General features: G+C 72.2%; 25 protein-coding genes. 15 read left to right on the forward strand and 10 right to left on the reverse strand.

Annotated elements, in window-relative coordinates; genetic code table 11:
* Nucleotides 1–2 precede the first annotated feature (2 nt).
* From ACGFNU_RS07780 to ACGFNU_RS07835, 12 genes are all read left to right on the forward strand, one after another.
* Nucleotides 3–380: a DUF742 domain-containing protein gene (locus ACGFNU_RS07780; RefSeq protein WP_392591240.1), complete on the forward strand. Its 378-nt coding sequence runs from the start codon at nt 3–5 to the stop codon at nt 378–380.
* On the forward strand, nt 361–975 hold the full coding sequence (locus ACGFNU_RS07785) for an ATP/GTP-binding protein (RefSeq protein ID WP_392591242.1): 615 nt from the start codon (nt 361–363) through the stop codon (nt 973–975). Before ACGFNU_RS07780 ends, ACGFNU_RS07785 begins: the two co-directional genes overlap by 20 nt.
* A 145-nt stretch (nt 976–1,120) precedes the next feature.
* A complete protein-coding gene (locus tag ACGFNU_RS07790; RefSeq protein ID WP_392591243.1) occupies nt 1,121–3,676 on the forward strand; it encodes a nitrate- and nitrite sensing domain-containing protein in 2,556 nt (851 codons plus the stop codon).
* Nucleotides 3,673–4,116: a roadblock/LC7 domain-containing protein gene (locus ACGFNU_RS07795; protein WP_392591244.1), complete on the forward strand. Its 444-nt coding sequence runs from the start codon at nt 3,673–3,675 to the stop codon at nt 4,114–4,116. The genes ACGFNU_RS07790 and ACGFNU_RS07795 overlap by 4 nt, the downstream gene beginning before the upstream one ends.
* Before the next feature lie 13 nt (nt 4,117–4,129).
* A complete protein-coding gene (locus ACGFNU_RS07800; protein ID WP_392591246.1) occupies nt 4,130–4,579 on the forward strand; it encodes a DUF742 domain-containing protein in 450 nt (149 codons plus the stop codon).
* Nucleotides 4,560–5,231 (forward strand): ATP/GTP-binding protein, encoded by a 672-nt coding sequence (locus ACGFNU_RS07805; protein WP_392591248.1) that lies wholly within the window; start codon nt 4,560–4,562, stop codon nt 5,229–5,231. Before ACGFNU_RS07800 ends, ACGFNU_RS07805 begins: the two co-directional genes overlap by 20 nt.
* A 179-nt stretch (nt 5,232–5,410) precedes the next feature.
* On the forward strand, nt 5,411–6,592 hold the full coding sequence (locus tag ACGFNU_RS07810; protein ID WP_392591250.1) for an ROK family protein: 1,182 nt from the start codon (nt 5,411–5,413) through the stop codon (nt 6,590–6,592).
* 14 nt (nt 6,593–6,606) lie between these two features.
* Entirely contained in the window at nt 6,607–8,199 is a 1,593-nt protein-coding gene (locus ACGFNU_RS07815; RefSeq protein ID WP_392591252.1) for a sugar ABC transporter ATP-binding protein, read from the forward strand.
* Complete coding sequence (locus ACGFNU_RS07820) at nt 8,196–9,197, forward strand: ABC transporter permease (RefSeq protein WP_392591253.1); 1,002 nt, start codon at nt 8,196–8,198, stop codon at nt 9,195–9,197. Before ACGFNU_RS07815 ends, ACGFNU_RS07820 begins: the two co-directional genes overlap by 4 nt.
* A gap of 56 nt (nt 9,198–9,253) precedes the next feature.
* On the forward strand, nt 9,254–10,309 hold the full coding sequence (locus ACGFNU_RS07825) for a substrate-binding domain-containing protein (RefSeq protein WP_392591255.1): 1,056 nt from the start codon (nt 9,254–9,256) through the stop codon (nt 10,307–10,309).
* A gap of 28 nt (nt 10,310–10,337) precedes the next feature.
* A complete protein-coding gene (locus ACGFNU_RS07830; RefSeq protein ID WP_392591257.1) occupies nt 10,338–11,483 on the forward strand; it encodes a Gfo/Idh/MocA family protein in 1,146 nt (381 codons plus the stop codon).
* A complete protein-coding gene (locus ACGFNU_RS07835; protein ID WP_392591258.1) occupies nt 11,483–12,508 on the forward strand; it encodes a sugar phosphate isomerase/epimerase family protein in 1,026 nt (341 codons plus the stop codon). The genes ACGFNU_RS07830 and ACGFNU_RS07835 overlap by 1 nt, the downstream gene beginning before the upstream one ends.
* A 33-nt stretch (nt 12,509–12,541) precedes the next feature.
* Here ACGFNU_RS07835 and ACGFNU_RS07840 read toward each other — a convergent pair whose 3' ends face one another.
* From ACGFNU_RS07840 to ACGFNU_RS07850, 3 genes are all read right to left on the reverse strand, one after another.
* Nucleotides 12,542–13,216 (reverse strand): cupin domain-containing protein, encoded by a 675-nt coding sequence (locus ACGFNU_RS07840; protein WP_392591259.1) that lies wholly within the window; start codon nt 13,214–13,216, stop codon nt 12,542–12,544.
* A gap of 34 nt (nt 13,217–13,250) precedes the next feature.
* On the reverse strand, nt 13,251–14,177 hold the full coding sequence (locus ACGFNU_RS07845; RefSeq protein WP_392593437.1) for an NADP-dependent oxidoreductase: 927 nt from the start codon (nt 14,175–14,177) through the stop codon (nt 13,251–13,253).
* Nucleotides 14,178–14,282: 105 nt separating this feature from the next.
* Nucleotides 14,283–14,870 carry a Uma2 family endonuclease gene (locus ACGFNU_RS07850; protein WP_392591261.1) on the reverse strand — a complete coding sequence of 196 codons (588 nt, stop codon included), beginning with the start codon at nt 14,868–14,870 and terminating at the stop codon, nt 14,283–14,285.
* A gap of 175 nt (nt 14,871–15,045) precedes the next feature.
* Between ACGFNU_RS07850 and ACGFNU_RS07855 the strand changes: the two genes are divergently transcribed.
* Both ACGFNU_RS07855 and ACGFNU_RS07860 read left to right on the forward strand, forming a co-directional pair.
* A complete protein-coding gene (locus ACGFNU_RS07855; protein WP_392591262.1) occupies nt 15,046–15,618 on the forward strand; it encodes a DUF1707 domain-containing protein in 573 nt (190 codons plus the stop codon).
* A gap of 113 nt (nt 15,619–15,731) precedes the next feature.
* Nucleotides 15,732–18,368 (forward strand): WD40/YVTN/BNR-like repeat-containing protein, encoded by a 2,637-nt coding sequence (locus ACGFNU_RS07860; protein WP_392591263.1) that lies wholly within the window; start codon nt 15,732–15,734, stop codon nt 18,366–18,368.
* A 167-nt stretch (nt 18,369–18,535) separates the two neighbouring features.
* Here ACGFNU_RS07860 and ACGFNU_RS07865 read toward each other — a convergent pair whose 3' ends face one another.
* The 4 genes from ACGFNU_RS07865 to ACGFNU_RS07880 all read right to left on the reverse strand — a co-directional run bounded on the left by ACGFNU_RS07865 (nt 18,536) and on the right by ACGFNU_RS07880 (nt 22,130).
* A complete protein-coding gene (locus tag ACGFNU_RS07865; RefSeq protein ID WP_392591265.1) occupies nt 18,536–18,724 on the reverse strand; it encodes a hypothetical protein in 189 nt (62 codons plus the stop codon).
* Nucleotides 18,725–18,861: 137 nt separating this feature from the next.
* Nucleotides 18,862–20,721 carry an endonuclease/exonuclease/phosphatase family protein gene (locus tag ACGFNU_RS07870; RefSeq protein WP_392591267.1) on the reverse strand — a complete coding sequence of 620 codons (1,860 nt, stop codon included), beginning with the start codon at nt 20,719–20,721 and terminating at the stop codon, nt 18,862–18,864.
* A gap of 99 nt (nt 20,722–20,820) precedes the next feature.
* Entirely contained in the window at nt 20,821–21,906 is a 1,086-nt protein-coding gene (locus ACGFNU_RS07875) for a Zn-dependent alcohol dehydrogenase (protein WP_392591269.1), read from the reverse strand.
* A gap of 29 nt (nt 21,907–21,935) precedes the next feature.
* Nucleotides 21,936–22,130 (reverse strand): ferredoxin, encoded by a 195-nt coding sequence (locus tag ACGFNU_RS07880; RefSeq protein ID WP_392591270.1) that lies wholly within the window; start codon nt 22,128–22,130, stop codon nt 21,936–21,938.
* A 278-nt stretch (nt 22,131–22,408) separates the two neighbouring features.
* Here ACGFNU_RS07880 and ACGFNU_RS07885 point away from each other — a divergent pair, with 278 nt between their 5' ends.
* Nucleotides 22,409–23,134 (forward strand): class I SAM-dependent methyltransferase, encoded by a 726-nt coding sequence (locus tag ACGFNU_RS07885; protein ID WP_392591272.1) that lies wholly within the window; start codon nt 22,409–22,411, stop codon nt 23,132–23,134.
* A 6-nt stretch (nt 23,135–23,140) separates the two neighbouring features.
* Here the strand turns inward: ACGFNU_RS07885 and ACGFNU_RS07890 are convergent, their stop codons facing one another.
* Genes ACGFNU_RS07890 through ACGFNU_RS07900 form a run of 3 tightly spaced genes read right to left on the reverse strand, consistent with a single transcriptional unit; the run spans nt 23,141 to nt 26,367 of the window.
* Entirely contained in the window at nt 23,141–24,280 is a 1,140-nt protein-coding gene (locus tag ACGFNU_RS07890) for a prenyltransferase (protein WP_392591274.1), read from the reverse strand.
* Nucleotides 24,270–25,028, reverse strand: a complete 759-nt coding sequence (locus ACGFNU_RS07895) for a class I SAM-dependent methyltransferase (RefSeq protein ID WP_392593439.1) — start codon at nt 25,026–25,028, stop codon at nt 24,270–24,272. Before ACGFNU_RS07895 ends, ACGFNU_RS07890 begins: the two co-directional genes overlap by 11 nt.
* Nucleotides 25,029–25,071: 43 nt before the next feature.
* Nucleotides 25,072–26,367 (reverse strand): glycosyltransferase family 4 protein, encoded by a 1,296-nt coding sequence (locus ACGFNU_RS07900; RefSeq protein ID WP_392591276.1) that lies wholly within the window; start codon nt 26,365–26,367, stop codon nt 25,072–25,074.
* Nucleotides 26,368–26,730: the final 363 nt, after the last annotated feature.

Below are 26,730 nucleotides of genomic sequence, written 5' to 3' on the forward strand. Positions count from 1 at the left end.
TCATGAACTCGCGGGGTGATCGCTGGCTGGACCGGGAGGCCGGTCCGGTCGTGCGGCCGTACGCCATGGTCCGCGGGCGGACGCGCCCGCGCGGTGAGAGCTTCGATCTCATCGCCGTGGTCGCGGCGACCGGTGAGCGGCCGGGCGACCGGCTGCGCTACAGCCCGGAACACACGCGGATCCTGCGCCGCTGCGCGGACCCGGTCTCGGTGGTCGACCTGGCCTCGGAGATCGGGCTGCCGCTCGGCGTGGTGCGGGTGCTGCTCGGCGACCTGCGCGACGAGGGCCTGCTCGCCGTCGTCGCCACGATCGAACCCGCGGGGGACCGCCCCAACGTGGGCGTGCTGAGGGAGGTGCTCAATGGCCTTCGGGCACTCTGAGCCAGGGAAACCGCCGCTGGTCACCACGAAGATCCTCATCGCGGGCGGCTTCGGCGTCGGCAAGACGACCATGGTGGGGTCGATCAGCGAGATCCGGCCGTTGCGGACCGAGGAGCCGCTGACCGACCGCGGCGTCGGCGTCGACGACGTGTCGGGCGTGGAGCGCAAGTCCACGACCACGGTCGCGATGGACTTCGGGCGCATCACGCTGACCGACCGGCTGGTGCTCTACCTGTTCGGCACACCTGGCCAGGAACGGTTCTGGTTCATGTGGGACGAGCTGGCGCTCGGCGCGCTCGGCGCCGTCGTGATCGCCGACACCCGGCGCCTCACCGACTCGTTCCCGTCCATCGACTATTTCGAGCGGCGCGGCACGCCGTTCGTCGTGGCGGTGAACTGCTTCGACGGCGCCGACCGGCACCGGGCCGAGGACATCGCGATCGCGCTCGACCTCGACCCCGGCGTCCCGGTCCTGCTGTGCGACGTCAGGCAGCGCGAGTCGTCGAAGGAGGTGCTGATCTCGCTCGTCGAACACGTTCTGTCATGGTCGGAGACCGAGCCGGGTCCTGCGGGCGCGGCAGCCCCCGCAGGGTAGTAGGCTCCGGCAGATCCGTAGACCTCCGTCGTTTCCCCCGTTCCGGGAGGTTTCCCCGCATGGCGTTCCACCGACCGCCCACGACCGCGTGCGCGCGACCGGGGTGCGAGCGGTGATGTTCCGGCGCATCGCATCATCGATCCGGATGAGGATCACGCTTCTGGTCCTCGTGCCGCTGCTCGCCCTCGTCGGGCTCTGGGCGTTCGTCACCGACATCACGTACGGCGACGCGCGCCAGCTCATCGTCGGCAAGGAGTTCCAGGACAAGACCGTGCTGCCCACGCAGGACCTCATCAACGCCCTGCAGAAGGAGCGGCGCCTGTCGCTGTGGCAGATCGGCAACGGCGGCGCCCGGCCGGCCGACCGCACCGCGCTGGACGCGCAGCGGCGGCTCACCGACCGGGCGCGGGAAAAGGTCCAGCGCAACAGCAAGGACTCCGGGCTGCGCGACGGCCTCCAGGTCCCCGTCGTGGCGCGCATCGACGCGTTCGTGCTCCGGATGGGCGCGCTCGACGCGGTGCGGCGGACGATCGACGCCAACGTCGCCGAGCGCACCCGGACGCTGGACGAGTTCGCGGGGATGATCGACGCGGGGTTCGCGATCTATTCGTCGGTGGCGCCGGGCGACGTCGACATCGCGATGGACGCGCGCACCCTCACCACGCTCGGCCGGGCACGGGAGATCATGTCGCGCGAGGACGCGCTGCTCACCGGCGCGCTCGCGGCGGGCCGGTTCACCGCGACCGAGCGCGCCACCTTCGCGCAGATGGTCGGCGCGCAGCGGTACCTGTACTTCGACACCACGCCCCAGCTGCCCGCCGCCGACCTCGTCCGGTACCGGCGGGTCACCGAGTCGCCGCAGTTCGCCCAGCTGCGCACGCTGGAGGACCAGGCGATCCGCAGCTCCGACCCGGCCGAACAGGCGGGCGGCGGACGCACCGGCGGCAACGGCGACGGGGCCGGTCGCGGCAATGGCAACGGCAATGGCAATGGCGCGAACACCGGCAACGGCGCGGGCGCCGGCAACCGCACCAACGGCCGGATCGACGGCCCGGCGCGCACCTTCGCTCCCGTCGATCCCGCCGCCTGGCGCACCGCGGCCGACGCGGTCAGCGCCAAGCTGTTCGAGTTCGAGAACGAGCAGCTCGACGTCGTCACCAAGCGCGCCACCGACGTCGCGATCGGGGTGTTCCTGCGGCTGCTGGTCGCGGGCGGGCTCGGGCTGATCGCGATCGTCGTCTCCACCTACATCGCGTTCCGCATCGCCCGGCGGCTGCTGCGCGAATGCCGCACGCTCGCGGCCCGCGTCGTCGACTTCACCCAGCGGCGGCTGCCGGACATGGCCCAGCAGGTGCGCGACGGCGAGCCCGCCGAGCTCGCCGAAGACCTCCCCGAATACGACTACCGCATCAACGAGATCCGGCAGATCGCCGACTCGTTCAACCGGGCCCGCGACGCCGTGCTCGTCGCGGCCAACGGCGAGGTCGCCGCCCGCCAGGGCATCAGCGAGGTCTTCGTCAACCTGGCCCGGCGCAACCAGGCCCTGCTGCACCGCCAGCTCAAACTGCTCGACACGATGGAGCGCCGCACCGAGGAGCCGTCGGAGCTGAGCGACCTGTTCCGCCTCGACCACCTCGCCACCCGCATGCGGCGGCACGCCGAGGGCCTGGTCATCCTGGCGGGCAAGTCCGCCGGCCGGTCCTGGCGCCGGCCGGTGCCGCTGGTCGACGTGATCCGCGGCGCGGTCGCCGAGGTCGAGGACTACACCCGCGTCCGGGTCGAGCCGATGCCCCGGCTCGCCCTGCGCGGCGCGGCGGTGGCCGACGTCATCCATCTGCTCGCCGAGATCGTCGAGAACGCGACCGCCTACTCGCCGCCGACGGCGCCCGTCCTCGTCGCGGGCCATCCGGTCGCGAGCGGCTTCGTCATCGAGGTCGAGGACCGCGGGCTCGGCATGTCGCCCGACCAGGTCGAGGCCGCCAACGCGCGGCTGCTCGAACCGCCCGAGTTCGACCCGGCCGACAGCGCGCAGCTCGGTCTCTTCGTCGTCGCGCGGCTGGCCCGCCGGCACGACATCGCGGTGACGCTGCGCCCGTCGCCCTACGGCGGCACCACCGCGATCGTCCTCATTCCCAGCGCCCTCATCGTCGCGATCGACGAACCCGAGCCGGCCGTCCCGCAGGCCGGCCCCGCGACCGGTCCGATGCGCGCCCTGCCCCACAACGCCGCCACGCCGACGGGGGACGAGCCCGCCAACGGGGTCGTCCGCCTGGTCGCCGAGCCGCCGCGCGCCTGGCCGGCGCGAGAGCGGCCGAACGTGCGCACCGCACCGCCGCCCCTGCCCGAGGAGACTCCGCCACCCGCACCCGAACCGGTACCGCCCGCACCGCCCGCTCCCCAGGCGGACGGAGACCTGCCTCGCCGGCGGCGGCAGTCCCACCTGGCGCCGCAGCTCAAGGCACGGGTGGACGCCGACCTCGCCGCCGAGAGGGAGGCGAACGGCATGTCCGCACCGGCGATGCCGCTGGCGGCCCCGGTGCCGCCTCCGGCACCGTCCGCCGAAGATCCGGCACGAACCCCCGAAGCCATGCGATCGATGATGGCTGCCATGCAGCGAGGCTGGCAGCGCGGCCGGGACGAGGCCGCACAGGCCGACGCCGCCGACCGGACCCAAGCGGAGCAGGAGGACGAGAGGCCATGACGGAAGCTCAGGAGATCGGTCTGGAGACCGCGGCGCCCGGCGGGGAGTTGAACTGGCTCCTCGACAGCCTGGTCCAGCGGGTCGCGCAGGTGCAGAACGCGGCGGTCCTGTCGAGCGACGGGCTGCGCATCGCGGCCTCGCGGGGGCTGGGCCGGGAGGAGTCCGACCACCTGTCCGCCGTGGCCGCCAGCTTCCAGAGCCTCGCGCGCGGCGCGGGCGAGTCGTTCGGCGGCGGCGCGGTCCGGCAGACCATCGTCGAGATGGAGAACGCGTTCCTGTTCGTGACGGCGGCCGGGCGCGGCGCGTGCCTGGCGGTCCTGGCGGACGCGGACGCAGACCTCGGCGTCATCGCCTACGAGATGGCCATGCTGGTCACCCGCGTCGGGCAGCATCTGTCCGCCGACCCGCGGGTGGTCACGGCGGAGCCGGGTGGCGTCTGAGGTGCCGCCCGAGATGACTCCGACGGACGGTCCCGAGCCGGGCGAGCGGCCCGGGCCGGGCGCCTCGGCGTGGTTCGACGACGAGGCGGGCCCGGTGGTCCGGCCGTACGCCCTGACGGGCGGGCGCACGCACTACGAAGGCGTCGAGTTCGACCTGGTGGCGCTGATCGTCACGCGGGACGACGCCGGCACCGAGGAGCCGGACCGGCCGGGCCCGGTCGGCGCCCGGCCGAACCGGTGGGCGCCGGACCCGGAACATGAGATGATCTTGGAACTCTGCCGCAGTCCGCTCTCGGTCGTGGAGGTCGCGTCGGAGCTCGAACTCCCCCTCGGGGTCGTCCGGGTCCTGCTCGGCGATCTGCTCGACCGCTCGCTCATCCTCGTTCGACGTCCAGCGCCGGTGGCACAGTTCCCCAGCGAGCGCGTACTCAAGGAAGTGATCGATGGAATACGTGCGCTATAACACCGACGAAGGCGGTCCGGGGGGCGCGGGGGGCCGTGCTCCCGCCGGCGAGTCCGCCGGGGGCGGCCAGCCGGGCGAGTCCGCGCTGACCGTCAAGATCCTGGTGGCCGGCGGCTTCGGTGTCGGCAAGACCACCCTGGTGAGCGCGGTCAGCGAGATCCGGCCGCTGCGCACCGAGGAGGCTCTCACCGAGAAGAGCATCGGCATCGACGACACCAGCGCCGTGGCCAACAAGACGACCACGACGGTGGCGATGGACTTCGGCCGGATCACCCTGCCGAACGGGCTGGTGCTGTTCGTCTTCGGCACCCCCGGGCAGGACCGGTTCTGGTTCATGTGGGACGAGCTGGCCAAGGGCGCGCTGGGCGCGGTCGTGCTGGTCGACACCCGCCGGCTGGCCGACTGCTTCCAGTCGGTCGACTACTTCGAACGGCGCGGGCTGCCGTTCATCATCGCGGTCAACCGGTTCGACGGCGCCGGGCTGCACTCGCCGGACCAGGTCCGCGACGCGCTCGACCTGCCGTCCGACATCCCGGTCATCAACTGCGACGTGCGCGACCGCGAGTCGGCCAAGCAGGTGCTCATCTCGCTCGTCGAGCACATCATGCGCACGATGAGCGGCCGTCGCGACTCGAGCGCCGTCAGCTACTGACGCTCTCGGCCTCCAGCAGGCCGGACGCCGGTCCCGCGTTGCGCGGGGCCGGCGTTTTCGTGTCCGACTTTGTTCTGTGAGTGGAGAAAGTTGGACACGATTGGGAAAAAGGTCTTCTCAAGTGAGCGAAAGCGCGTTACGTTCTCGCCACGACCCCGCGGAAGGACGGCGTGATGCGCATGACGGCTCGGCCAGAGAACGCGCATCAGGCACGCCTGCTGCGGCTCCTGCGCGATGAGGGCCCGCGGTCCCGCGCCGAGCTGGGCGACGTCGTCCAGCTGTCGCGGTCGAAGCTGGCCCAGGAGCTCGACCGGCTGGTCGAGTCGGGACTCGTCGAGACGGCGGGCCTGGCCGCCTCGCGCGGCGGGCGGCGCTCGGGCATCGTCCGGCTCTCGCCCAACCTGCGGTTCGTGGCGTTCGACATAGGAGCCACCTCGATCGACGTCGCGGTCACCAACGGCGAACTGGAGATCCTCGGCCACGTCACCGAGTCGTGCGACGTCCGGCAGGGCGCCACCGCCGTGCTGGACCGGGCGCTCGACCTGCTCGGCAAGCTGCGCGACGAGGGCCTGATCCCGCAGGTGCACGGCACCGGCATCGGGGTGCCCGGCCCGGTCAGCTTCCGCGAGGGCATGCCGGTGGTGCCGCCGATCATGACCGGCTGGGACCGCTTCCCGGTCCGGGACGCGATCGGCCAGGAGCTCGGCTGCCCGGTGCTGGTCGACAACGACGTGAACATCATGGCCCTCGGCGAGCTGCACGCCGGGCTGGCCCGCTCGGTGGACGACTTCCTGCTCGTCAAGATCGGCACCGGTATCGGCTGCGGCATCGTCGTCGACGGCACCATCTACCGCGGCGTCTCCGGCAGCGCCGGCGACATCGGGCACATCCGGATCAACGACGGCGGCCCCATGTGCGCCTGCGGAAACGCGGGCTGCCTGGAGGCCTACTTCGGCGGCGCCGCGCTCACCCGGGACGCGCTCGCCGCCGCGCGCTCCGGCCGCTCGCCCTACCTCGCGCAGCTCCTGGCGGACGGCGCCGAGATCACCGCCCGTGACGTCGCCGAGGCGGCCGCCGCGGGCGACCCCGACGCGGTCCGGCTCATCCGCGAGGGCGGCCGCCATGTCGGGCAGGTCCTCGCCTCGCTGGTCAGCTTCTTCAACCCCGGTCTGGTCATCATCGCGGGCGGCGTCGCCGGGCTCGGCCACACGCTGCTCGCCGAGATCCGCAGTGTCGTCTACCGCCGGTCGCTCCCGCTGGCGACCGGCAACCTCCCGATCGTGCTGTCGGAGATCCCGGGTACCGCCGGGGTCATCGGCGCCACCCGCCTGATCAGCGACCACGTCTTCTCCACCGCCTGACAGAGGAGCCCCCCATGGACGAGGCCACCCCGGCTCCGTTGTTGCGGATGCGCGGAATCGTCAAGCAGTTCCCCGGCGTGCGAGCGCTGGACGGCGTCGACCTCGAGGTGCGCGCCGGCGAGGTGCACTGCCTGCTCGGGCAGAACGGCGCCGGCAAGTCGACCCTCATCAAGGTGCTGGCCGGCGCCCACCGGCCGGACGAGGGCGAGATCGAGCTGGCCGGCGAGCCGCAGCGGTTCGCCGACCCGACCGCCGCGATGCGCGCCGGGATCGCGACCATCTACCAGGAGCTGGACCTGGTCGCCGGGCTCTCGGTGGCCGACAACATCTTCCTCGGGCACGAGCGCGCCAAGCTCGGCTTCACCCGGCGCGGCGAGGCAGAGAAGCGCGCCCGCGACCTGGTCGCCCGGCTCGGCCACCCGGAGATCCCGCCGCGCCGCGAGGTGGGCCGGCTCCCGGCGGCCGGGCAGCAGGTGGTGAGCATGGCCCGCGCGCTCTCCCACGACGCCCGGCTGATCGTCATGGACGAGCCGTCCGCCGCCCTCGCGCACGACGAGGTGGACAACCTCTTCCGCATCATCCGCGAGCTGACCTCGGCCGGCGTCGCCGTCGTCTACATCTCGCACCGGCTGGCCGAGATCCGCGAGATCGGCGACCGCGTCACCGTCATCAAGGACGGCCGTTCGGTCGCCGGCAACCTGCCCGCGCGCGAGACGTCCACCTCGCACGTCGTCTCCCTCATGACCGGCCGCGACGTCGAGCACGCCTTCCCGCCCCCCGCGGACACCCTCCCGGACGACGACCGCCCCGAGGTGCTCAAGGTCGAGGACCTCACGCTGAGCGGCGCGTTCGAGAACGTCTCGTTCAGCGTCCGCGCCGGGGAGATCGTCGGGCTCGCGGGCCTGGTCGGCTCGGGCCGGTCGGAGATCCTGGAGACCATCTACGGGGCCCGCCGCGCCACCTCGGGCCGGGTGTTCATGGAGGGCCGCCCCGTCCGCCCCGGCGACACCGGCGCCGCCGTCCGGCGCGGCATGGGCCTGGCGCCCGAGGAGCGCAAGAGCCAGGCGCTCCTGATGAACGAGACGGTCGCCGCGAACATCAGCCTGGCGGGCCTCGAACGGTACGCCAAGGCGGGCTGGCTCGACCGGCGCCGCGAGCAGGCCGACGCGCACAGCCAGATCAAGGCGCTCGACATCCGCCCGAACGACCCGCGCCGCTCCGTCGCCACCCTGTCCGGCGGCAACCAGCAGAAGGTCATCCTCGCCCGCTGGCTCCTCAACGGCCGCAACCCTGCTTCCCCGAGGGGGGACGACCCCCCGCGCCCCCCGCGGCGATGGGGCGGCTCCGCCGATCTACGCCTTCTCATTCTCGACGAACCAACCCGCGGCGTGGATGTCGGCGCCCGCGCGGAACTTTACGGCGTCATCCGGCGGCTGGCCGACGAGGGCATCGCGGTGCTGCTCGTCTCCAGCGAGGTCCCCGAGGTCCTCGGCCTCGCGGACCGCGTCCTGGTGATCCGCGAGGGCCACCTCATCCACGAGGCGGCCACCAGCGACCTCGACGAAGGCCGGGTCCTCGAAATGATCATGGAAGGCAGCGCACTGTGAACGACGCCACCTCCCTCAACAAGCCCCTCCCCACCAAGGGGAACCGGCCATGGCAGGGCCGCGTGGGCGAGGTCCGGCATCTCGGCCTGGTCGCGGCGCTCGTGCTGCTCGCGATCGTCGGCCTGATCACCGAGCCCGACAACTTCGCGACGTCCGGCAACGTGGTCGGCATCCTCGCCCTGGCGGCCACGATCGGCGTCATCACGGTCGGCATGACGTTCGTCATCATCGGCGGCGGCATCGACCTGTCGGTCGGCGCCCTGATGGCGCTGGCCTCGGTGTGGGCGACCACGGTCGCCACCCAGTCGTACGGGCCGTGGGTGATGGCGCTCTGCGCGATCCTGGTCGGCACCGGCGCCGGGCTGGTCAACGGCCTGCTCATCTCCTACGGGCGGCTGGTGCCGTTCATCGCGACCCTCGCCATGCTCGTCGCCGCCCGCGGCCTCGCGCAGCGGATGTCCGACCGCAAGACCCAGCTGATCCGTCCCGAGAACGACGCCATCGAGTCGCTGTCGACGACCAAGCTCCTCGGCCTGCCCCTGGTGGTGTACATCTTCGCGGCGGTCGCCGTGGCGGGCTGGGTGCTGCTCAATCGCACCACGTTCGGCCGCCGCACGTTCGCGGTCGGCGGCAACCCCGAGGCCGCGCGGCTGGCCGGCATCAACATCCGGCGGCACACCCTGGCGCTCTACGCGCTGTCGGGGCTGTGCTGCGGCATCGCCGCGATCATCATCATGGCCCGCACCACCACCGGCTCCAGCACCCACGGAGACCTGTACGAGCTGGACGCGATCGCCGCCGTCATCATCGGCGGGACGCTGCTCACCGGGGGACGCGGCACGCTGCTGGGCTCGATCCTCGGCGTCCTCGTCTTCACCCTCATCACCAACCTGTTCATCCTCAACGGCCTGCAGACGAGCGACCAGCTCATCGCCAAGGGCGTGATCATCGTGATCGCCGTCCTGCTGCAGCGTCGCGGCTTGCGCACCCCGACGTAGTCCCTTCGCGCACCCCCAGACGTCCCCCCGCGCTTACCACCCCCCTTGGAGCAGTCATGACTGAGCACAGCCGTCCAAGCCGCCGCGGAGTGTTGTTCGGCGGCGCGGTGATCGGTGCGGGCGCCCTCGCGACCGCCTGCACCAGCAACGACGAGAAGGACCCCGCGCCCGTCGCGCAGACCGCCAACAACGGCGGGGACAACGACAAGCCGGGCAAGGCCGTGACCATCGGGTTCTCCGCCCCGGCGGCCGACCACGGCTGGATCGCGGCCATCGCCAAGAACGCGGCGGCGACGGCCAAGCAGTACTCCGACGTCACGTTCAAGCCGGTCGAGCCCACCAACGACATCAACCAGCAGATCTCCGCGGTCGAGTCGCTGATCTCGGCGAAGGTCAACGTGCTGGTGCTGCTGCCCAACGACGGCGAGCAGCTCAACCAGGTGGCGCGCAAGGCCTCGGACGCGGGCATCCCGGTGGTCAACCTCGACCGCGTCTTCCCCGACAAGCTGTCGTACCGGACGTGGATCGGCGGCGACAACTACGGCATGGGCGTGGCGGCCGGGCACTACGTCGGCAAGCGGCTCAAGGAGAAGGGCGTGGCCAAGCCGGTCATCGTCGAGATCCAGGGCATCGCGACGCTGCCCCTGACGCAGGACCGCAGCAAGGGCTTCGCCGACGCGCTCAAGACCTACGGCTTCAGCGTGACCGCCAAGCAGGACGCCAAGTTCACGGTGGAGAGCGGCAACCAGGTCGCCAGCAACCTGCTCCAGGCGCACAAGAAGATCGACGCCCTCTGGAACCACGACGACGACCAGGGCGTGGGCGTGCTGGCCGCCATCAAGCAGGCGGGCCGCAAGGAGTTCTTCATGGTCGGCGGCGCGGGCTCCGCCAACGCCATGCGCGAGATCAAGGCCGGTGGGCAGCTGGAGGCGACCGTCACCTACAGTCCGACCATGGCCGGCTCGGCGATCAAGGTCGCCCGGCTGCTGGCCCAGGGCCGCGGCATGGGAGACCTCGTCGAGCTCCAGGTACCGCAGTCGATCACCTTGGCGTCCGAGACGATCACCAAGGAGAACGTGGACCGCTATCTGCCGCTCGGCTTCGAGTCCTGATACGCGGCGAACCGGAGAAGGGAGACGTATGACCACGGTCGGGGTCGGGATGGTGGGGTACGCGTTCATGGGGCGCGCACACTCCCAGGCGTGGCGAAGCGTCGGGCCGTTCTTCGACCCGCCGGTGCGGCCCGTGATGGTCGCGCTGGCGGGCCGGACGGAGGAGAAACTGCGCGCCGCGGCGGCGGAGCTCGGCTGGGCGTCGATCGAGACGGACTGGAAGGAACTGCTCCGCCGCGACGACATCGGCCTGATCGACATCTGCACGCCGGGCGACGGCCACGCCGAGATCGCGGTCGCGGCGCTGGACGCGGGCAAGCACGTGCTGTGCGAGAAGCCGCTCGCCAACACCGTCGCGGAGGCCGAGGCCATGGTGGCGGCGGCGGAGCGGGCGCAGGCGCGCGGCGTGCGGTCGATGGTCGGGTTCAACTACCGGCGCGTGCCCGCCGTCACCCTCGCCCACAAGCTGGTGGCCGAGGGACGGATCGGCACCGTGCGCCACATCCGGGCGCAGTACCTCCAAGATTGGCTGACCGACCCGGAGTCGCCGTGGACGTGGCGCATGGACCGCGGCCGGGCCGGGTCGGGCGCGCTCGGCGACATCGGCGCGCACATCATCGACACCACGCAGTTCATCACCGGTGACACGCTCGTCGGGGTGTCGGCGCTGACCGAGACCTTCGTCGCCGAGCGGCCCTATCCGGACGGCGGCGGCACCGGCCGGGTGACGGTGGACGACGCGGCGCTGTTCATCGGGCGGACGAGCCGGGGCGCCACCGCGTCGTTCGAGGCGACGCGCGTGGCCGCCGGGCGCAAGAACTCGCTCCGCATCGAGATCAACGGCTCGAAGGGCAGCCTGGCCTTCGACCTGGAGTCGCTGAACGAGCTGTGGTTCCACGACGGGACCGACGGCGGGGAGACGGCGGGCTTCCGCCGGATCCTCGTCACCGAGCCCGATCACCCGTACGCCGGTGCCTGGTGGCCGCCCGGGCACGTGCTCGGGTACGAGCACACCTTCACCCACGAGTTCGCCGACCTGCTGGCGGCGATCGGCGAGGGCACCGACCCGCGGCCGTCGTTCGCCGACGGGCTCCAGGTGCAGCGGGTGCTGGCGGCGGTGGAGGACAGCGCCGCGCGCGGCAGCGGATGGACATCTGTCGAAGGGAACGCGTGATGACCGAACCGACGACGACCCGGCCGGTCACCCTCTTCACCGGCCAGTGGGCGGACCTGCCGTTCGAGGAGGTCTGCCGCCTGGCGGCCGACTGGGGGTACGACGGGCTGGAGATCGCCTGCTGGGGCGACCACTTCGAGGTCGACAAGGCCCTCGCGGACGACTCGTACGTCCCGCGCAAGCTGGAGACCCTGCGCAAGCACGACCTGAACGTCTGGACGATCTCCAACCACCTCGTCGGCCAGGCGGTGTGCGACAACCCGATCGACGAGCGGCACCAGGCGATCCTGCCGTCCCGGATCTGGGGCGACGGGGAGCCGGAGGGCGTCCGGCGGCGAGCGGCGGAGGAGATGAAGGACACCGCGCGGGCCGCCGCGCGGCTGGGCGTCAGCACGGTCGTCGGCTTCACCGGGTCGTCGATCTGGCATCTGCTGGCGATGTTCCCGCCGGTCACGGAGGGCATGATCGACCGCGGGTACGAGGACTTCGCCGCGCGGTGGAACCCGATCCTCGACGTCTTCGACGCGGAGGGCGTCCGGTTCGCCCATGAGGTGCATCCGAGCGAGATCGCCTACGACCACCACACCACCGTCCGGACGCTGGAGGCGATCGGCCACCGGCCCGCGTTCGGCCTCAACTGGGACCCCTCCCACATGGTGTGGCAGGACATCGACCCGGTGAACTTCCTGGCCGATTTCAGCAACCGCATCTACCACGTGGACTGCAAGGACACGAAGCTCCGCACCCGTGACGGCCGCCGTGGCCGTCTCTCCTCGCATCTGCCGTGGGCCGACCTGCGTCGTTCGTGGGACTTCGTCTCCACGGGACGCGGCGACGTCCCATGGGAGGACTGCTTCCGCGCGCTCAACGCCATCGGTTACGACGGCCCGATCTCCGTCGAATGGGAGGACGCCGGCATGGACCGCCTCCAGGGCGCGCCCGAGGCCCTGGCCTACGTTCGTGCCCTCAACTCCATCAGCCCTCCGGCCACGTCGTTCGACGCGGCCTTCGGAGGCGGCGACTAGCTCGGTTCGCGGCCGCTCAGCCCGGAAGGCGGCTCAGACGCGGAAGTCGGCGAAGTCGAAACCGGGGGAGACGACGCAGCTCACCAGGACCTCTTCGGCGGTGGCGGGCCGGGCGGCCTGCCACACCCCGGCGGGGACGATGGCCTGCGGAACCTCTCCGGACGTCAGGTCGCCGCCGAGGCTGATGGCGGTCTCCTCGGCGGGGCGTTCGCCGTTGCCGCCGAGGAGGAGCGTCAGCGGGCCGCCGCGATGCCACAGCCAGACCTCGTCCGACCGCACGGCGTGCCACATCGACTCCTCGCCGGGCGGCAGGAGGAAGTAGATGCCGGTCGCGCTGGCCCGTTCGCCGGGATAGCCGCCGGGAGTGAAGCGCGGCGCGGTCTTCCACGTCTCGCGGAACCAGCCGCCCTCGGGATGGGGCAGGAGATCGAGCGCCTCGGCGGTCGCCGGACGGTCCAGGAGGGCCGTGTGGCGGCCGTCGGGCGCGCGGCGGAGATAACGGACACCGGAGGCCGCCGTGCGGTCGATCGTGCCGCGTGGCGGCGACTCCAGGGCCACCGCGATGATCTGGCCCGAGGTGAAGACGTCATCGGCGACGGCCAGCGCGCCGTCGGGATCGTCGGGCGCCCAGACGGCCCCCGCCTCGTCCAGGACGAAGCGGGGATCGTCGTCGGCCTGCCACGTTTCCAGAGTTGTCAGCAAAAGCACATAGACGAGCTTATTGATCCGGGTGTAGCCCGTTTTATCCGCCCGCGACGGTGAGCACGATCTTGCCCGTGGCGGCGTTGGTCTCCCCGCGCGCGTGGGCCTTGGCCGCCTCGGCGAGCGGGACCACCGTGTCGATCTCGGCGCGGAGGCGCCCGGCCGCGACGAGCGCGGCGATCTCCTTCATGGAGTGGTGATCGGGCTCGACGAGCAGCCCCGCCGTGCGGACCTCACCCGCGTCGAACTCTTCCAGCCTGGTCAGCACCAGGGAGACGAGCAGCCCGCCGGGCCGGATCGTCCGGACGGAACGGGGGCCGTAGTCGCCGCCGATGGTGTCGATGACGACGTCGATGTCCCGTACCGCCTCGGCGAAGTCGGTCGTGCGGTAGTCGATCGCCTCGTCGATGCCCAGGCCGCGCAGGAAGTCGTGCTTGGGCGCGCTCGCGGTGCCGATGACGTACGCGCCGCGCGCCTTGGCGATCTGGACCGCCAGATGCCCGACGCCGCCCGCCGCCGCGTGGATGAGGACACGCTGACCCGGCTGCACGTCCGCGACGTCCACCAGGGCCTGCCACGCGGTCAGCGCGGCCAGGGGGACGGCGCCCGCCTGGACGTGGTCGACGTTCGGCGGCTTGCGGGCGAAGTAACGCGAGGGCGCCGCCACGTACTCGGCATGGGAACCGTGACCGAACGGGTACTTGAGCATGCCGAAGACCTCGTCGCCCGGTTCGAGGAGCGCCACGCCGAAGCCGACCTTCTCCACCACACCGGAGACGTCCCAGCCGAGGACGAAAGGCGGCTCGCCCAGCAGGCCGCCGGTCGCGCGGTGCTTCCAGTCGGTCGGGTTGACCCCGGCGGCGTGGACGCGGACGAGCACCTCGGTCGGGCCGGGCTCGGGACGGTCGACTTCGATCTCTTTGAGGACGTCCGGGCCGCCCAGGACGTCCTGACTGATGGCGCGCATGCGATTGGTCATGCCCTCAGCCTGGCGCGGCGGACCGGGGCCTGCCAGCGGCCGGATCGCCATTAACCGCAAGGATCCGGCCAAGGCTGGATCCTTACCGGCGAGTCACTCCATCTCCGACAGCCGGGCCGGATCGAAGCCGACCGGGAACGGCTCGTCGGTCGTGAACGCCTCGCCCGCCTTCACCTTGCGGACCAGCCGGTAGCCGGAGCCGGCGAGCTGCAGGACCGTCAGCTTGGGGCGCGGCTCCAGGTCGACGAGCCAGTAGTGCGGGATCCCGATCGCCGCGTACTCGGTCACCTTGGTCACCCGGTCGTGCACCTCGCTGCCCGTGCGGGGCGAGACGATCTCGGCGGCCAGCAGCAGGTCGGGCCCGTAGTAGGTGCGGTGGGTGCGGCTCTCCAGCGCGGTCCGCGCCACGTCGCGGCTGACCACGAAGACGTCGGGCTTGCGCACCCCGGCGGGCGTGGTGACGTCCTGCGGGATGCCCGCGACGTGCATGTCCGCGTCCGCGTGCCGAGCCGCCTCCTTGAGGATCTCCTTGAGCCGCTCGGCGGCATGGTCGTGCCAGAGGTCGCCGGGCAGTTCGGTGAGCCAGCCGTCGGCGAGCTCGTACCGCCTGCCGTCCTCCGGCATGGCGTCCAGGTCATAGAGCGTGTACGGGCCGTGCGGGTGGCCGACGGTGCTGCTCACGGGTCGAATCTAGTGGAAAAGGCCTGGTCGGGGCGGTAGGTGCGAATGGCGAGTTGACCGAGATGGGCCGTTTCTCTCGATATGCGAGGGAGGGAGGGTTAAGATACATCTCGTTCTGCCTTGACCTTCCCCTGGCGGCAGGGTGCAGGCTCGGAGGCGGACAAAGGAGGGACGTATGGGGACCGATCCCGCCCTGCGCGCCGCGGACCACGACAGGGACGAGGTGCTCGTCCGGCTGCACACCGCGTACGCCGAAGGCAGGCTCACCGAGGCGGAACTGGACGAGCGCATCGACCTGGTCCTGGCGGCGCGCACGCACGGCGAACTGGACCGGCTGGCCGCCGACCTGCCCACCTGGCAGGGCCCGGAGGAGGCCATCACCACCTCGGGGCCGCGCACCGGAGTCGGCGGTCGCGTCCAGATGGCCTGGAAGAGCAGCATCCGGCGCGCCGGCCGGTGGCGCGTCCCCGACCGGTACACGGCCCTGGCCTACAAGGGCGGCTGCCTGCTGGACCTGCGGGACGCCGAGCTGACCGGCCCCATCACCACCATCAGCGTGATCGCCTACAAGTCCGCCGTCGAGATCATCGTTCCACCCGGCGCGCGGGTGGAGATCTCCGGCATCGGCGTCTCCACCGAACTCCACGGCGCGGCCTCGCCCGCCGCCCCCGTCGTCCACGTCCGGGGTTTCGCCTACAAAGGACACATCGCGGCAAAAGATCACCGCGTCCGCCATGGACGTTCATGAGGTGATATGAACGCTCCCGCAGCCTGATCGGCTGCCTATCCCACCGATGTCCGCCCGAAACCGGATGCGGCGCGGTTTGATGGTGTGTCATCGCACAGGCGAATGGAGCGCGAGTGACGGCGAGCGACCTTTCGGGCCCGCAAGGCTCCCGGGAGATCCGGCGGCGGCTGACGGCCGACCCCCAGCGGGCGACGGGAGAGGGCTCGGCCTGGCAACAGGCGTACGAGGCCTGGCGTACCGCCGACCTGTCCTGGTCCGGCGACTACGGCCCGACCAAGCTTCCGCGCCAGCGCAAGGCCAAGTCCTCGCGCCCCGCCAAACCCGCGCCCGTGGCCGCGCCCGTGGCCGAGCCCGTCACGGCGCCGAAGGCCGTCGAAGCGAGCGCGCCCAAGGCCGCCGCGCCCAAGGCGGCCGCGCCCAAGGCCGCTGAGCGCAAGGCAGCCGCGGTCAAGAGTTCTGGTGTGGGGGTGGCTGAGGCCGCGGCGGCACGGCCCGCCGAGCCTGAGGCTCCCGCCGTGAACGGCGCTCAGACGGCCGCTCCGCCTCCGGTGGCGGATCCCGTCGTGGCTCCGCCCGCGGCGCCTGTCCGGCGCGGTGGGGCGCGGCGAGCGTCCTTGCGGGTGGCAGGGGCGGCCGCCGCGGTCGTGGTCGTGGCGGCGGGCGGCGTGTACGCGCTCAGCGGCGGCGAGGAGGAGGGGCGAGCCTCGGCGATCCCCGGCGCGGTGCTCGCCGACCGGTTCTTCGCGGCCGACCCGGCGAAGCCTGACGGGCTCGTGCAGGACATCGCCGCGGTGACCGCGGCCGGGGCGACCGTCGTCGCGGTGGGGACGGAGGGTGACGGCCGTCCCGAGAAGACCCGAGCCGAGTTCCTCGTGTCCGGCGACGCGGGCCGGACGTGGCGCCTCGCCCAGGTGCGGGACGGCGACGGGGCCGAGCCGGCGTTCGGCGACCGGCCGCGGTTCGTCGCCGGCGGCCAGGGCGCCTGGGTCGCGCTGGGCCCGGGCACGGTATGGACCAGCCAGGACGCGCAGACCTGGACGCGCCAGGCGGGCGGGCCGCTCACGGCCAAGGACCGCGTGGACGGCCTCGCGCGGACGGGCTCCGGTTTCGTCGCCGTGGGCAGTTCGGGCGGCCGCGCCGTCGTCTGGACCTCGGCCGACGGCAAGACCTGGCAGCGCGACGACCGGGTGAACGTGGCCGGGGCGACGGCGTTCGACCGGGTGGCCGCCATGGGGGACGTGGTCGTCGCGCACGGCGCGTTCAGCCGCGAGGTCACCAGGAAAAAGAAGAAGCGCAAGGTCACCACGACCGTGCGCGGGCTGGGGTTCTGGCGGTCGGCCGACGGCGGCCGCACCTGGAAGCCGGTCGACATCCGGCAGGGGCAGGGCTCCTTCGGGCCCGCCTCCGGCCTGGCCGCGGGGCCGGGCGGCTTCTTCGTGTACCGGGACGGCAAGCGGGTCACCGGGCCGAAGAAGCGGCGCAAGACCGAGCGCTTCGGGATGGTCTTCGGTTCGGCCGACGGTTCGGTGTGGTCCCCCTACGGCCGGGTCAACGGCCGGATCACCCGGCTGGGAGGCTCCGCTTCGGGGCTGACCGTGCTCGCCGGCGGGCGGCTGATGCGGAGCGCCGACGGCAAGGCCTGGCAGCCCGCGGGGGAGACGCGGGCGACCGCGAACGGGCTGACCGTGGCGGAGGGCGGTGTCCCCGTCGTGGTGGGGCGGCGGGCCGAGGACTCCTACCTGGCGGTGTCCGGGCAGGCCGTCGATCTCACCAAGGTGCCGGGCGCGGTGCGTCCGGAACGGGCCGTGACGGCGATCGCGCCGGACGGCGGCATGGTCGCCGTCGGCAGCTCCAACTACGAGGCGGCGGTCTGGTCCGGTGCCGGCGGCTGGACGCGGACCGGGCTCGGCAAGGGGCGGCTGACCGACGTCGCGTACGGGCCCAGGGGCTGGGTCGCGATCGGCCGGACCGACCGGGAGAAGGCACTGACCGTGACCTCGCCGGACGGCAGGGCGTGGGCGCCGGTCACGGTCACCGCGGACGGGGCGCTCGGCGCCGTCGCCTCAGGCCCCCAGGGCTACGTGGTGGTCGGCGTGGCGGGAGCCGCCGCGACGGCCTGGCGGTCGTCCGACCTCAAGACCTGGACGCGTTCCGCCGCCATCGCCGGCATGGAGGGACGCACGTGGATGCGGGACGTGGTGGCCACGTCCACGGGCTATGTGGCGGTGGGCGGCCGTCAGAACGCCCGGGGCGGCGGCAGCCAGCCCGCCGTCTGGACCTCGGCGGACGGGGCGAAGTGGACCGCGGCCCCGGCGCCCGCGCTGCCCTCAGGTCTCACCGCGGGCGTGCTGACGCAGGTGGCCGTTCGCGGTGGTCAGCTGGTCGCGCTGGGCACCAGTGACCAGTCGGGGCGGTCGCAGAGCTTCACCGGCGTCTCGGCCGACGGCGGGCGCACGTGGCGCATGGCCGTCCCCGCCGGAGCCACGACGCTGACGGCGGTCACCGCCACGGCGAAGGGCTTCGTGCTGGCGGGGGTCACCGGCGCGCCGAGCCGGCAGGACGTCGTGCTGTGGACGTCCCCGGACGGGGCGGCATGGCAGCCGACGCCGGCGCGGGGAACGGGCCTGGACGGGCCCGGCGACCAGCGGCTCGCCGGGCTCGTCGCGCACGGTTCCGAACTCGTCGCGGTGGGCGTCACGGCCGACCACCGTGGCGAGTCGCCGACATTGTGGCGCACGGCGGCGCCCTGACCGTCCTGAGCGATCAGCCGTTGCAGCCGCAGGAGCAACCCTTCGGGCAAGAGCAACCGCCGCCGTGTCCACAACTGCATCCACCTTGTGCCATGGACGGAACGTACCTCCGGGTAGATATCGGGGCTATGGCTGAGACGCGACGTTCCGGTCGCGCGTGGTCACGGTCACGTATGGATGTGCAGGTCGACGCCCAGCAGGACGAGGAACCACAGGAATATGGCCAGCAGGGCGCTGAGGATGCGGCGCAGGAGGTCGGGGTAGATGTAGCCCCGGTCCCACGCCACGAAGATGCCGATGATGAGGTAGATCAGGCCGACCAGGCCGATGCCCCGGCTGCGATATCGGTACGCCATGAGGCGTCTCCTTCCAAGGTGCTGACTGACGCCCGGGCGGTGCCCGGGGCCGCGGGAAGGAAACACCGGCGTCTTTCGGTGCGGTTCCGTGTCGATCTATAGGTCCCGCCCAAATCCGGGGCGTGTTTAGGAAGCGATCACTTGGCCGGGGGCAGCTGGAGCCGGACGATCGTGGGGTCGCGATCGCCCTCGCGATCGGCGAACTCCGACGCCCGGTGCACGATGTCGAACTCGTGCTTGCCGCGCTTGAGCGCCGGGCTCAGCATGATGTGGTCGAGCGCCTGCGCGTTGCCGCCGACGATCGCGGTGTAGCGCTCGTTCTGCGGCACGGCCGCGGGCAGGTCGGTCAGCCCGGCGTCCCCGGTGAGCACCTTGGGCGGGGCCGCGAAGTCGCGCTCGTTGAGGTTGCCCGCGACGATGACGCCGGCGTTCTTGTCGGCGGCGCGCGCCGACGTGACGAAGCGCGCCACGACGCGCGCCTGCGCCTCGCGCCGCCACTCGCTCGGCCGCGTCGGCGGTTGCCGGCGGCCGAACAGCGGCTGGTCGTCACCGAGCTGCGGCGTCCAGTGGTTGGCGACGACGATGAGGCGCCTGCCCCGCCAGGTCACCTCGGCGGCGAGCGGCTTGCGCGTCCCGCTCCACGCGGTGTCCTTGGGCGAGATCCGGCCCGGGCTGAGCGTCAGCCGGGCCCGGCCCTTCTCGGCGAGCACGCGGGTGGCGGTGGCGGCCAGGTCCGGGCCGGTGCCCGCCGCGGCCGGTTCCGGGTCCGCGCCGAGCGCGGGCCGGTCGACGAACGCCAGCCCGCGGTCGGTGCGGAACAGGAAGCCGACGCGGTTGTTGCCGCCGCTGTCGCCGCCGTCGGCGTTGTCGCGCGGCGAGACCGCGCGCCAGTCGTAGGCGGGCCCGCCCGCGGCGCTGATGGCCGTGATGAGCTCGGCCATGGTCTGGTCGGCGACGACGACGCCGTCGTCCTTGGTGCCGCTGTTGTCCTGGATCCCGGACACGGTGACGAGGTCGGGGGACTGGAGGCCGTCGACGATGTCCGCCGCCAGCGCCGCGACCCGGGCGGGGGGCGTGTCGGGGCTGAGGCCGTCCATGGACGCGGTGGCGACCGACAGTTCGCCGGGCCGCGCCGGGCGGGTCCTCTCGCGCGCGAGACCGCCGCTCCGGGCCTGCGGGGTGGCGGTCGGCAGGAACGTGAAGTCGCCGTAGCCGTAGTCGAGCACGCCGTCGGTGGGGCCGGGCAGCCGGTCGCCGACGTTCATGGCGGGGAGGGCGGCGAGCGCGTCGTCGAGGATCACCCGTTCGGGGTTGGCGTCGCCCTCCCGCAGCACGAGGCCGCCGCGCTTGGTGCGCAGGCCCGCGCCCTCGCCGCCGGCGGGCAGCACGGGGATCTCGCCGTCGCCGGAGGGGCCGACCGCCACCGCGTCCTGCACGCGGACGCGCATGCCTTCGAGCGCCTCGTAGAAGTCGAGCGCGTCACGGCGGGGGTCGAACGTGTCGGTGGCGCCCTTGATCGCGCCGGGCGCGCGCCGGCCCTTGGGGCCGAGGGTCACCGGCGCCGGCAGCGGAGCGCCGTGCCCGGCCACCGTGGTGCGGGTGGCGTCGATCTCGGTGCGGCTCAGGTTGGCCGAGGACGCCCCGCCCGGGCGGAACTCGCTCACCTTGCCGTCGACCCGGACCGAGTCGCCGGCCACGGCGGCAGGACGCGTCCGCGTGAAGACGAAGACGCCCTCCGACGTCGCCTCCCTGCCGTCGGGACGCGGGTCCTGCATCCAGAAGCCGTTGCCGGTCACGGCGGTCACGACGCCCGGGACGCCGGTCACCGTCCGTCCGGTGAGCGGAGACTCGTGGCCGGCGCCCTGGACGTCCCTGACGCGCTGGCCGGCCACGGCGGAGTGCGCGGGCGGGACGGCGTGCGGGGGCAGGAGGGCGAGGGGCAACGCGAGCACCGTTCCGGCCGTGAACGCCCGGAACGTCAGAGTCCCATTGAACACCGCAGCAGGATCCCACGCCGGGCACGCTTCCGGTGCCGCGCACGGGGCCCATTCCGGCCCGATGCGCGGCACCGGACAGATCAATCGCGGCCCGCTTCCCTAATCGAACAGGACGACCTGGCGGATGACGTCGCCGTTGTTGAGCGCCTGCACGGCGTCGTTGAGGTCCTCGAAACCGATGCGCCGCGTGATGAGGTTGTCGATGTCGAGCTTGCCGGCCCGCCACAGGTCGACGAAGAGCGGGATGTCGCGCTTGAGATCGCATCCGCCGTACAGGGACGCCTTGAGGCTCTTGCCCTCGAACAGCAGCGAGAACGCGCTCTGCCGCCAGTCGTCGTCGGCCGCGCCCGCGCCGACCACGATGACGTCGCCGCCGCGCCGGGTCGCCGCCCACGCCGTCTGGATCGCGGCCGACTTGCCGACCACCTCGAAGACGTAGTCGAAGCCCTGACCGGCGGTCAGCAGGCCCTTGGTCTCGTCGAGGTTCTCCAGCGTCGCGGTGTGCGTGGCGCCGAACTGCTTGGCGATGCGGTGCTTGGCCTCGTTCGGGTCGATCGCCAGGATGGCGGACGCTCCGGCGATCCTGACGCCCTGGATGACCGACAGGCCGACCCCGCCCGCGCCCACGACGGCGACCTTGGAGCCCGGCCGGACGCGCGCGGTGTTGATGACGGCCCCGACGCCGGTCGGGATGCCGCACCCGAGCAGCGCCGCGTACTCGAACGGAACGTCCTCGGCGACCTTGACGACGCCCTGGAAGGGCACCACGATCTCCTCGGCCCAGGTGCCGCAGCCCGCCATGCCGAAGACGGGCCCCGCCTCGTTCTGGAACCGGGGCTCGGTGAACGTCGCGCCGATGAACGTCATGCAGAGGAACGGCTCGCCGCGCAGGCACTCCGGGCAGGTGCCGCAGTCGGGACTCCAGTTGATCACCACGTGGTCGCCCGGCGCGACGTTGGTCACGTGGGCGCCGACCTCGGTCACCACCCCGGCGCCCTCGTGGCCGATCACCACCGGGATCGGCATCGGCAGGACCCCGGTCATGACCGACAGGTCGGAGTGGCAGACGCCGGTCGCCTTGATCTTCACCTTGACGTGGTCGGGACCCGGATCGACGGTCGTGACGTCGTCGCGCAGGTCGAGTTCCTTGTCGCCGACCGCGTGCAGGACCGCGGCACGTGCCATGGCTGCCTCCTCTTCGTCCAGGTAGAGCGCTATTCGTCCAGGATGAGCGCGGCCTTGGGACAGGAGCGCACCGCGTGCCGGACGCGGTCGAGCTGGTCCGCCGGCGGCTCCGGAAGCAGGATGGTGAGCTCGTCGTCGTCGTTGAGGTCGAAGACCTCCGGCGCCAGCCCCACGCAGACGGCGTTGGCCTCGCACACGAGCGGGTCGACTTGGACTCTCGGCATCGTCGTTGTCTCCGTTCAGTCGCCGGCGAGCTTCCGGTGGTCCCACCACGCGACGCTACCGAACCCGGTTCGGCTCGGCCACCGTCCGGCCCGTCCGGATCTCGATGACCGGCCCATTTCGTCGAAAAGTAGAACACGTTTCAGTATGCTCCGGCAAGGTGATCGTCGCAGTGGAGCGATCAAGATGGCACGGCCGGGTGAGCGTGCGGGGCCGCCGGTGGGGGGACGCGTGGAGCGAAGAACACAAGTGCGGATAAAGTGCGCGGCGGAGGAGATCAATGACTGAGACCATGGCGTCCACCCCCGCGGGGACGACCACTCCCGCGATGCCCGCGCCCGCTCCGAGCATGCCCCCGGACCTGCTGCGGTCGGCGAAGTCCGCCAAGGGCTTCATGCCGCTGCCCGAGGGCGAGGCGCTGTTCGAGACCGCCGTGGAGTACGGGGCGCGGCACGGTGAGGCCGGCACGCTCCTGGAGGTCGGCAGCTACTGCGGCAAGTCGGCGATCTATCTCGGCGCCGCCGCCCGGCAGACCGGCGCGACCGTCGTCACCGTCGACCACCACCACGGCTCCGAGGAGAACCAGGCGGGCTGGGAGCACCACGACCCGTCCCTGGTCGACCCCTGCACGGGCCGGATGGACACCCTCCCCACCTTCCGGAAGAACATCGGCGCCGCGGGCCTGGAGGACGTCATCGTCGCCATCGTGGGCCAGTCGCGCACCGTGGCCCGCTTCTGGCGGACGCCCCTCGCCCTGCTCTTCATCGACGGCGGCCACGCCGAGGAGCACGCCCAGGCCGACTACGAGGGCTGGGCCCCGTGGGTGGCGACCGGCGGCGCGCTGGTGATCCACGACGTGTTCCCCGACCCCGCCGACGGCGGTCAGGCGCCGTACCGGCTCTACCTGCGCGCGCTGGCGAGCGGCGCGTTCGAGGAACGCCGCGTGGAGGGCTCGCTGCGGGTCCTGGAACGCGTCAACGACAACGACCCCCTGACCCGCGCCTGACGGGCGTCAGAGGCGGGTGCGGACGGGGTTGGCGATCGAGACCAGCGCGCAGCCGCAGGCGTCCGGGTCGGCGGCCTCGGACGGCCCGAGCGGGCGCCCCGCGATCTCCTTGAAGAGGTTCGCGCCGGGGGAGGCGCCCTCCAGCGCGTCGGCGGCCAGGATGACGGCCGCGGCGGTGTAGGTGGAGCGGTCGCCCGGGAAGTGCCGCTGGTTCTCGAACTGCCAGCCCGTCCAGTACGAGCCGTCGTCGTGGCGCAGGTGCTGGATCGTGCGGAAGAGCTCCAGCGCGCGGTCACGGTCGCCGGCGGCGTCCAGGGCCATCACCAGCTCGCAGCTCTCGGCGGCGGTCACCCACGGCTGGTCGCTGACGCAGCGGCAGCCGAGGCCCTCCACCACGAACGTGTCCCAGCCGCCGGCCAGCCGGCGGGCGGCGGCCTCGCCCCGGACGGGCCCGGCGAGGACCGGGTAGTACCAGTCCATCGACCAGCGGCTCTTGTCGGCGAACGCCTCCGGATGGGCGGCCACGACATGGCCGAGCTGGTCGGCGGCGAGCTCCCAGTCGGGCTGCGGCTCGCCCAGGTGCTCGGCAAGCGCGACGGCGCAGCGCAGCGCCTGGTAGATGGACGAGCAGCCCGTGAGGAGCGCGTGGTCGGCGTCCTTCCCGGTCTCGTGCCGGATCCAGAGGATCTCGCCGCGGCGGGTCTGGAGGGTGAGGACGTAGTCGACCGCGCGCCGGACGGCAGGCCACATCGCGCGGGCGAACGCCTCGTCGCCGGTCATCAGCAGCTCGTGCCAGACGCCCACCGCGATGTACGCGGCGTGGTTGGACTCGCCGCCGGGCTCGGTCACCTCGCCGAGGATCCATTTGGCGGGCCACGAGCCGTCGGGCCGCTGGACGGAGCGCAGCCACTCGTAGGCGCGGCGGGCCGGGGCGTTGAGCCCCGCGATCGTGAGCGCCATGGCGGCCTCGACGTGGTTCCAGGCGTCGACGTGGCCGGGCACGCCCTCGACAGGCGCGAACCACGGGATGGCCCCCGAGTCCTCCTGCTGCGCCACGATGCTGCGCGCCGTGGCCAGGACGTCGTCGGAGGTCACCACACCGGGGACGGCGGGCGGCCGGGCATGGACCGGGCCGTCAGACCGCATCGGCCGTCTCCCGCTCGCCGGCCGGCTCGCCGCGGGTGGCGGGCTTGGTGAAGTAGACGACCACGCTCTTGCCGATGAGCGGGTTCATCACGCGCTCGGCCAGCCGGGTGGCCAGCGGGCGCTTCATGATGTCCCACACGAGCACCTGGTGGTAGGCCTTGGCGAGCGGATGGTCGTCGTTGTCGACGCCGACCGCGCACTTGATCCACCAGTAGGGCGCGTGCAGCCCGTGCGCGTGGTGGTGGCCGTTCACCCGGAAGCCGGTGAACTTGAGCTTGGCCTCCAGCTCGGCGCGGGTGTAGATGCGCACGTGGCCGCCGGGGGCGGTGTGGTAGTCCTCCGACAGCGCCCAGCAGACCCGCTCGGGCAGCCAGGACGGCACGGTCACGGCCAGCCGCCCGCCGGGCCTCAGCACCCGCAGCAGCTCGGTCATGGCCTTCATGTCGTCGGGGATGTGCTCGAGCACCTCGGACGCGACGATCTTGTCGAAGTGGTCGTCGGGGAACGGCAGCGCGAGCGCGTCGCCCTGGACCGTCTCGGCGGCCGCGGCCTCGGGGACCTCGCCCTCCAGGCGCATGGCCCCGAACATCTTCTCCACGCCGGCCAGCTCGTCGGCGTCCAGGTCGAAGGCCACGACGTTCGCACCCCGCCGGTACAGCTCGAAGGCATGCCGTCCGGCACCGCACCCCATGTCGAGGACACGCTCACCGGGGGTGACGCGGAACCGCTGGAAATCCACGGTCAGCAGGGTCGTGCTCCTTCCTTACGGGAGACGTCGCACCGGACGCTCCTCAGTGCTTGCTTGCGGCGCGCCGCACGTACTGCTGCTGGGCGATCGCGGCACGGTAGTGCTTCACCGTGGCCTGTGCCACGGCTGGCCAGGCGTACCGTTCCTGCACCCTGGCCAGGCCCGCGGCCCCGAGCCGTGCCCGCTCCTCGGGGGAGTCGTGCAGGCGGCGCAGCGTGGCGGCCAGCTCTTCGACGTCGCCGGGCTCGACGAGCACCGCGGCCTCGCCGACCACCTCGGGCAGCGCACCCGCGCGGCTGGCGACCAGCGGCGAGCCGGAGGCCATGTGCTCGACGGCCGGCAGCGAGAAGCCCTCGTAGCGGGACGGCACGACGGCGATCTCGGCGGAGGCCATCAGCTCGCCCAGCTCGTCGTCGCTGATGCCGCTGACGAACCGCACCCGCTCGCCGAGGGCCAGCTCGCGGATGAGGCGCGCGGTGGGCCCGTCCTTCTGGGGACGGCTCACCACGATCACGTGGACGTCGCGTTCGGTGGCGACCTTCGCGACGGCGCGCAGCAGCACGTCGACGCCCTTGATCGGGGCGTCGGCGCTGGCCATCGCCACGATCCGGCCGGGCACCCGGCCGGTGTGGGGGCCGCGCGGATGGAAGATCTGGGTGTCGACGCCCAGCGGCAGGATCTCGATGTCGCGGGGGTCGACCTTGAAGTCCTTGACGATGTCGACCTTGGACGACGAGGAGACCGTGAGCACCGGGCCGATCCGCCGCGCGACCTGGGACTGCATGCCCACGAAGCCGTACCAGCGGCGCTTGCCGAGGCGCTGCTTGATGCCCTCGGCGGCCTCCAGTTCGATCCGCCGGTCGACGCTGATGGGGTGGTGGATGCTGGTCACCAGCGGCAGGTCGAGGCGGGCGATGCCCAGGTTACCGAGGCCCAGCACCTGGTTGTCGTGGACGATGTCGAAGTCGCGGCGGCGGCGCCGCAGCTCGCGGAGCACCCGGATGGAGAACGTCAGCGGCTCGGGGAAGCCGCCGGTCTTCATGTGGGCGAACTCCAGCACGTCGATCCAGTCGCGGAACTCGCGCAGCGCGGGGGTCCGGAAGGGGTCCTCGTCGCGGTAGAGGTCCAGGCTCGGGATCTTGGTGAGCTCGATCTCGTCGCGGTCGAGCTCGGGATAGGGCTGGCCGGAGAGCACCTCGACCGTGTGCCCGAGGTCGACCAGTTCACGGCTGAGATGCCGCAGGTAGACTCCCTGGCCGCCGCAGTGCGGCTTGCTCCGGTAGGAGAGCAGGGCGATCCGCAAGCGATCACGGTGTGCGTCGTCCTCGGACCTGCTCACGAACCACCTCTTCGGGACCGGTGCCTGGTGTGACCTCCGGGGCCAACCTGCATCTCGTGCGTGCCGTTACTGAAGTTGAGATTCAGCCCATTGATGTTACCGGACGGTTTGAATGTGGGGCAGGGCCGCCCTTGCCCGCCGGGCGCGGCCGGGCCGCCCGGCGCCGGTGGCGTCCGGTGGCCGACCTCCCAAAATATAACCCGTTCTAGATTTTTATGGCCGCGGCACGGGCGTGGCCTAATTCACTTATTCGCCGAGCTGGATTCGTTGGTCCCGAATCTAGAGGGCGCCTGCTGGAACGTGTTACATTCATTCGCCAAGCAAGCGCTTGGGTAGCGCACCTGGGCGGGGTGCGATCGCGGG

This window comes from Spirillospora sp. NPDC048911, from assembly GCF_043198015.1.
Lineage (GTDB): Bacteria > Actinomycetota > Actinomycetes > Streptosporangiales > Streptosporangiaceae > Spirillospora.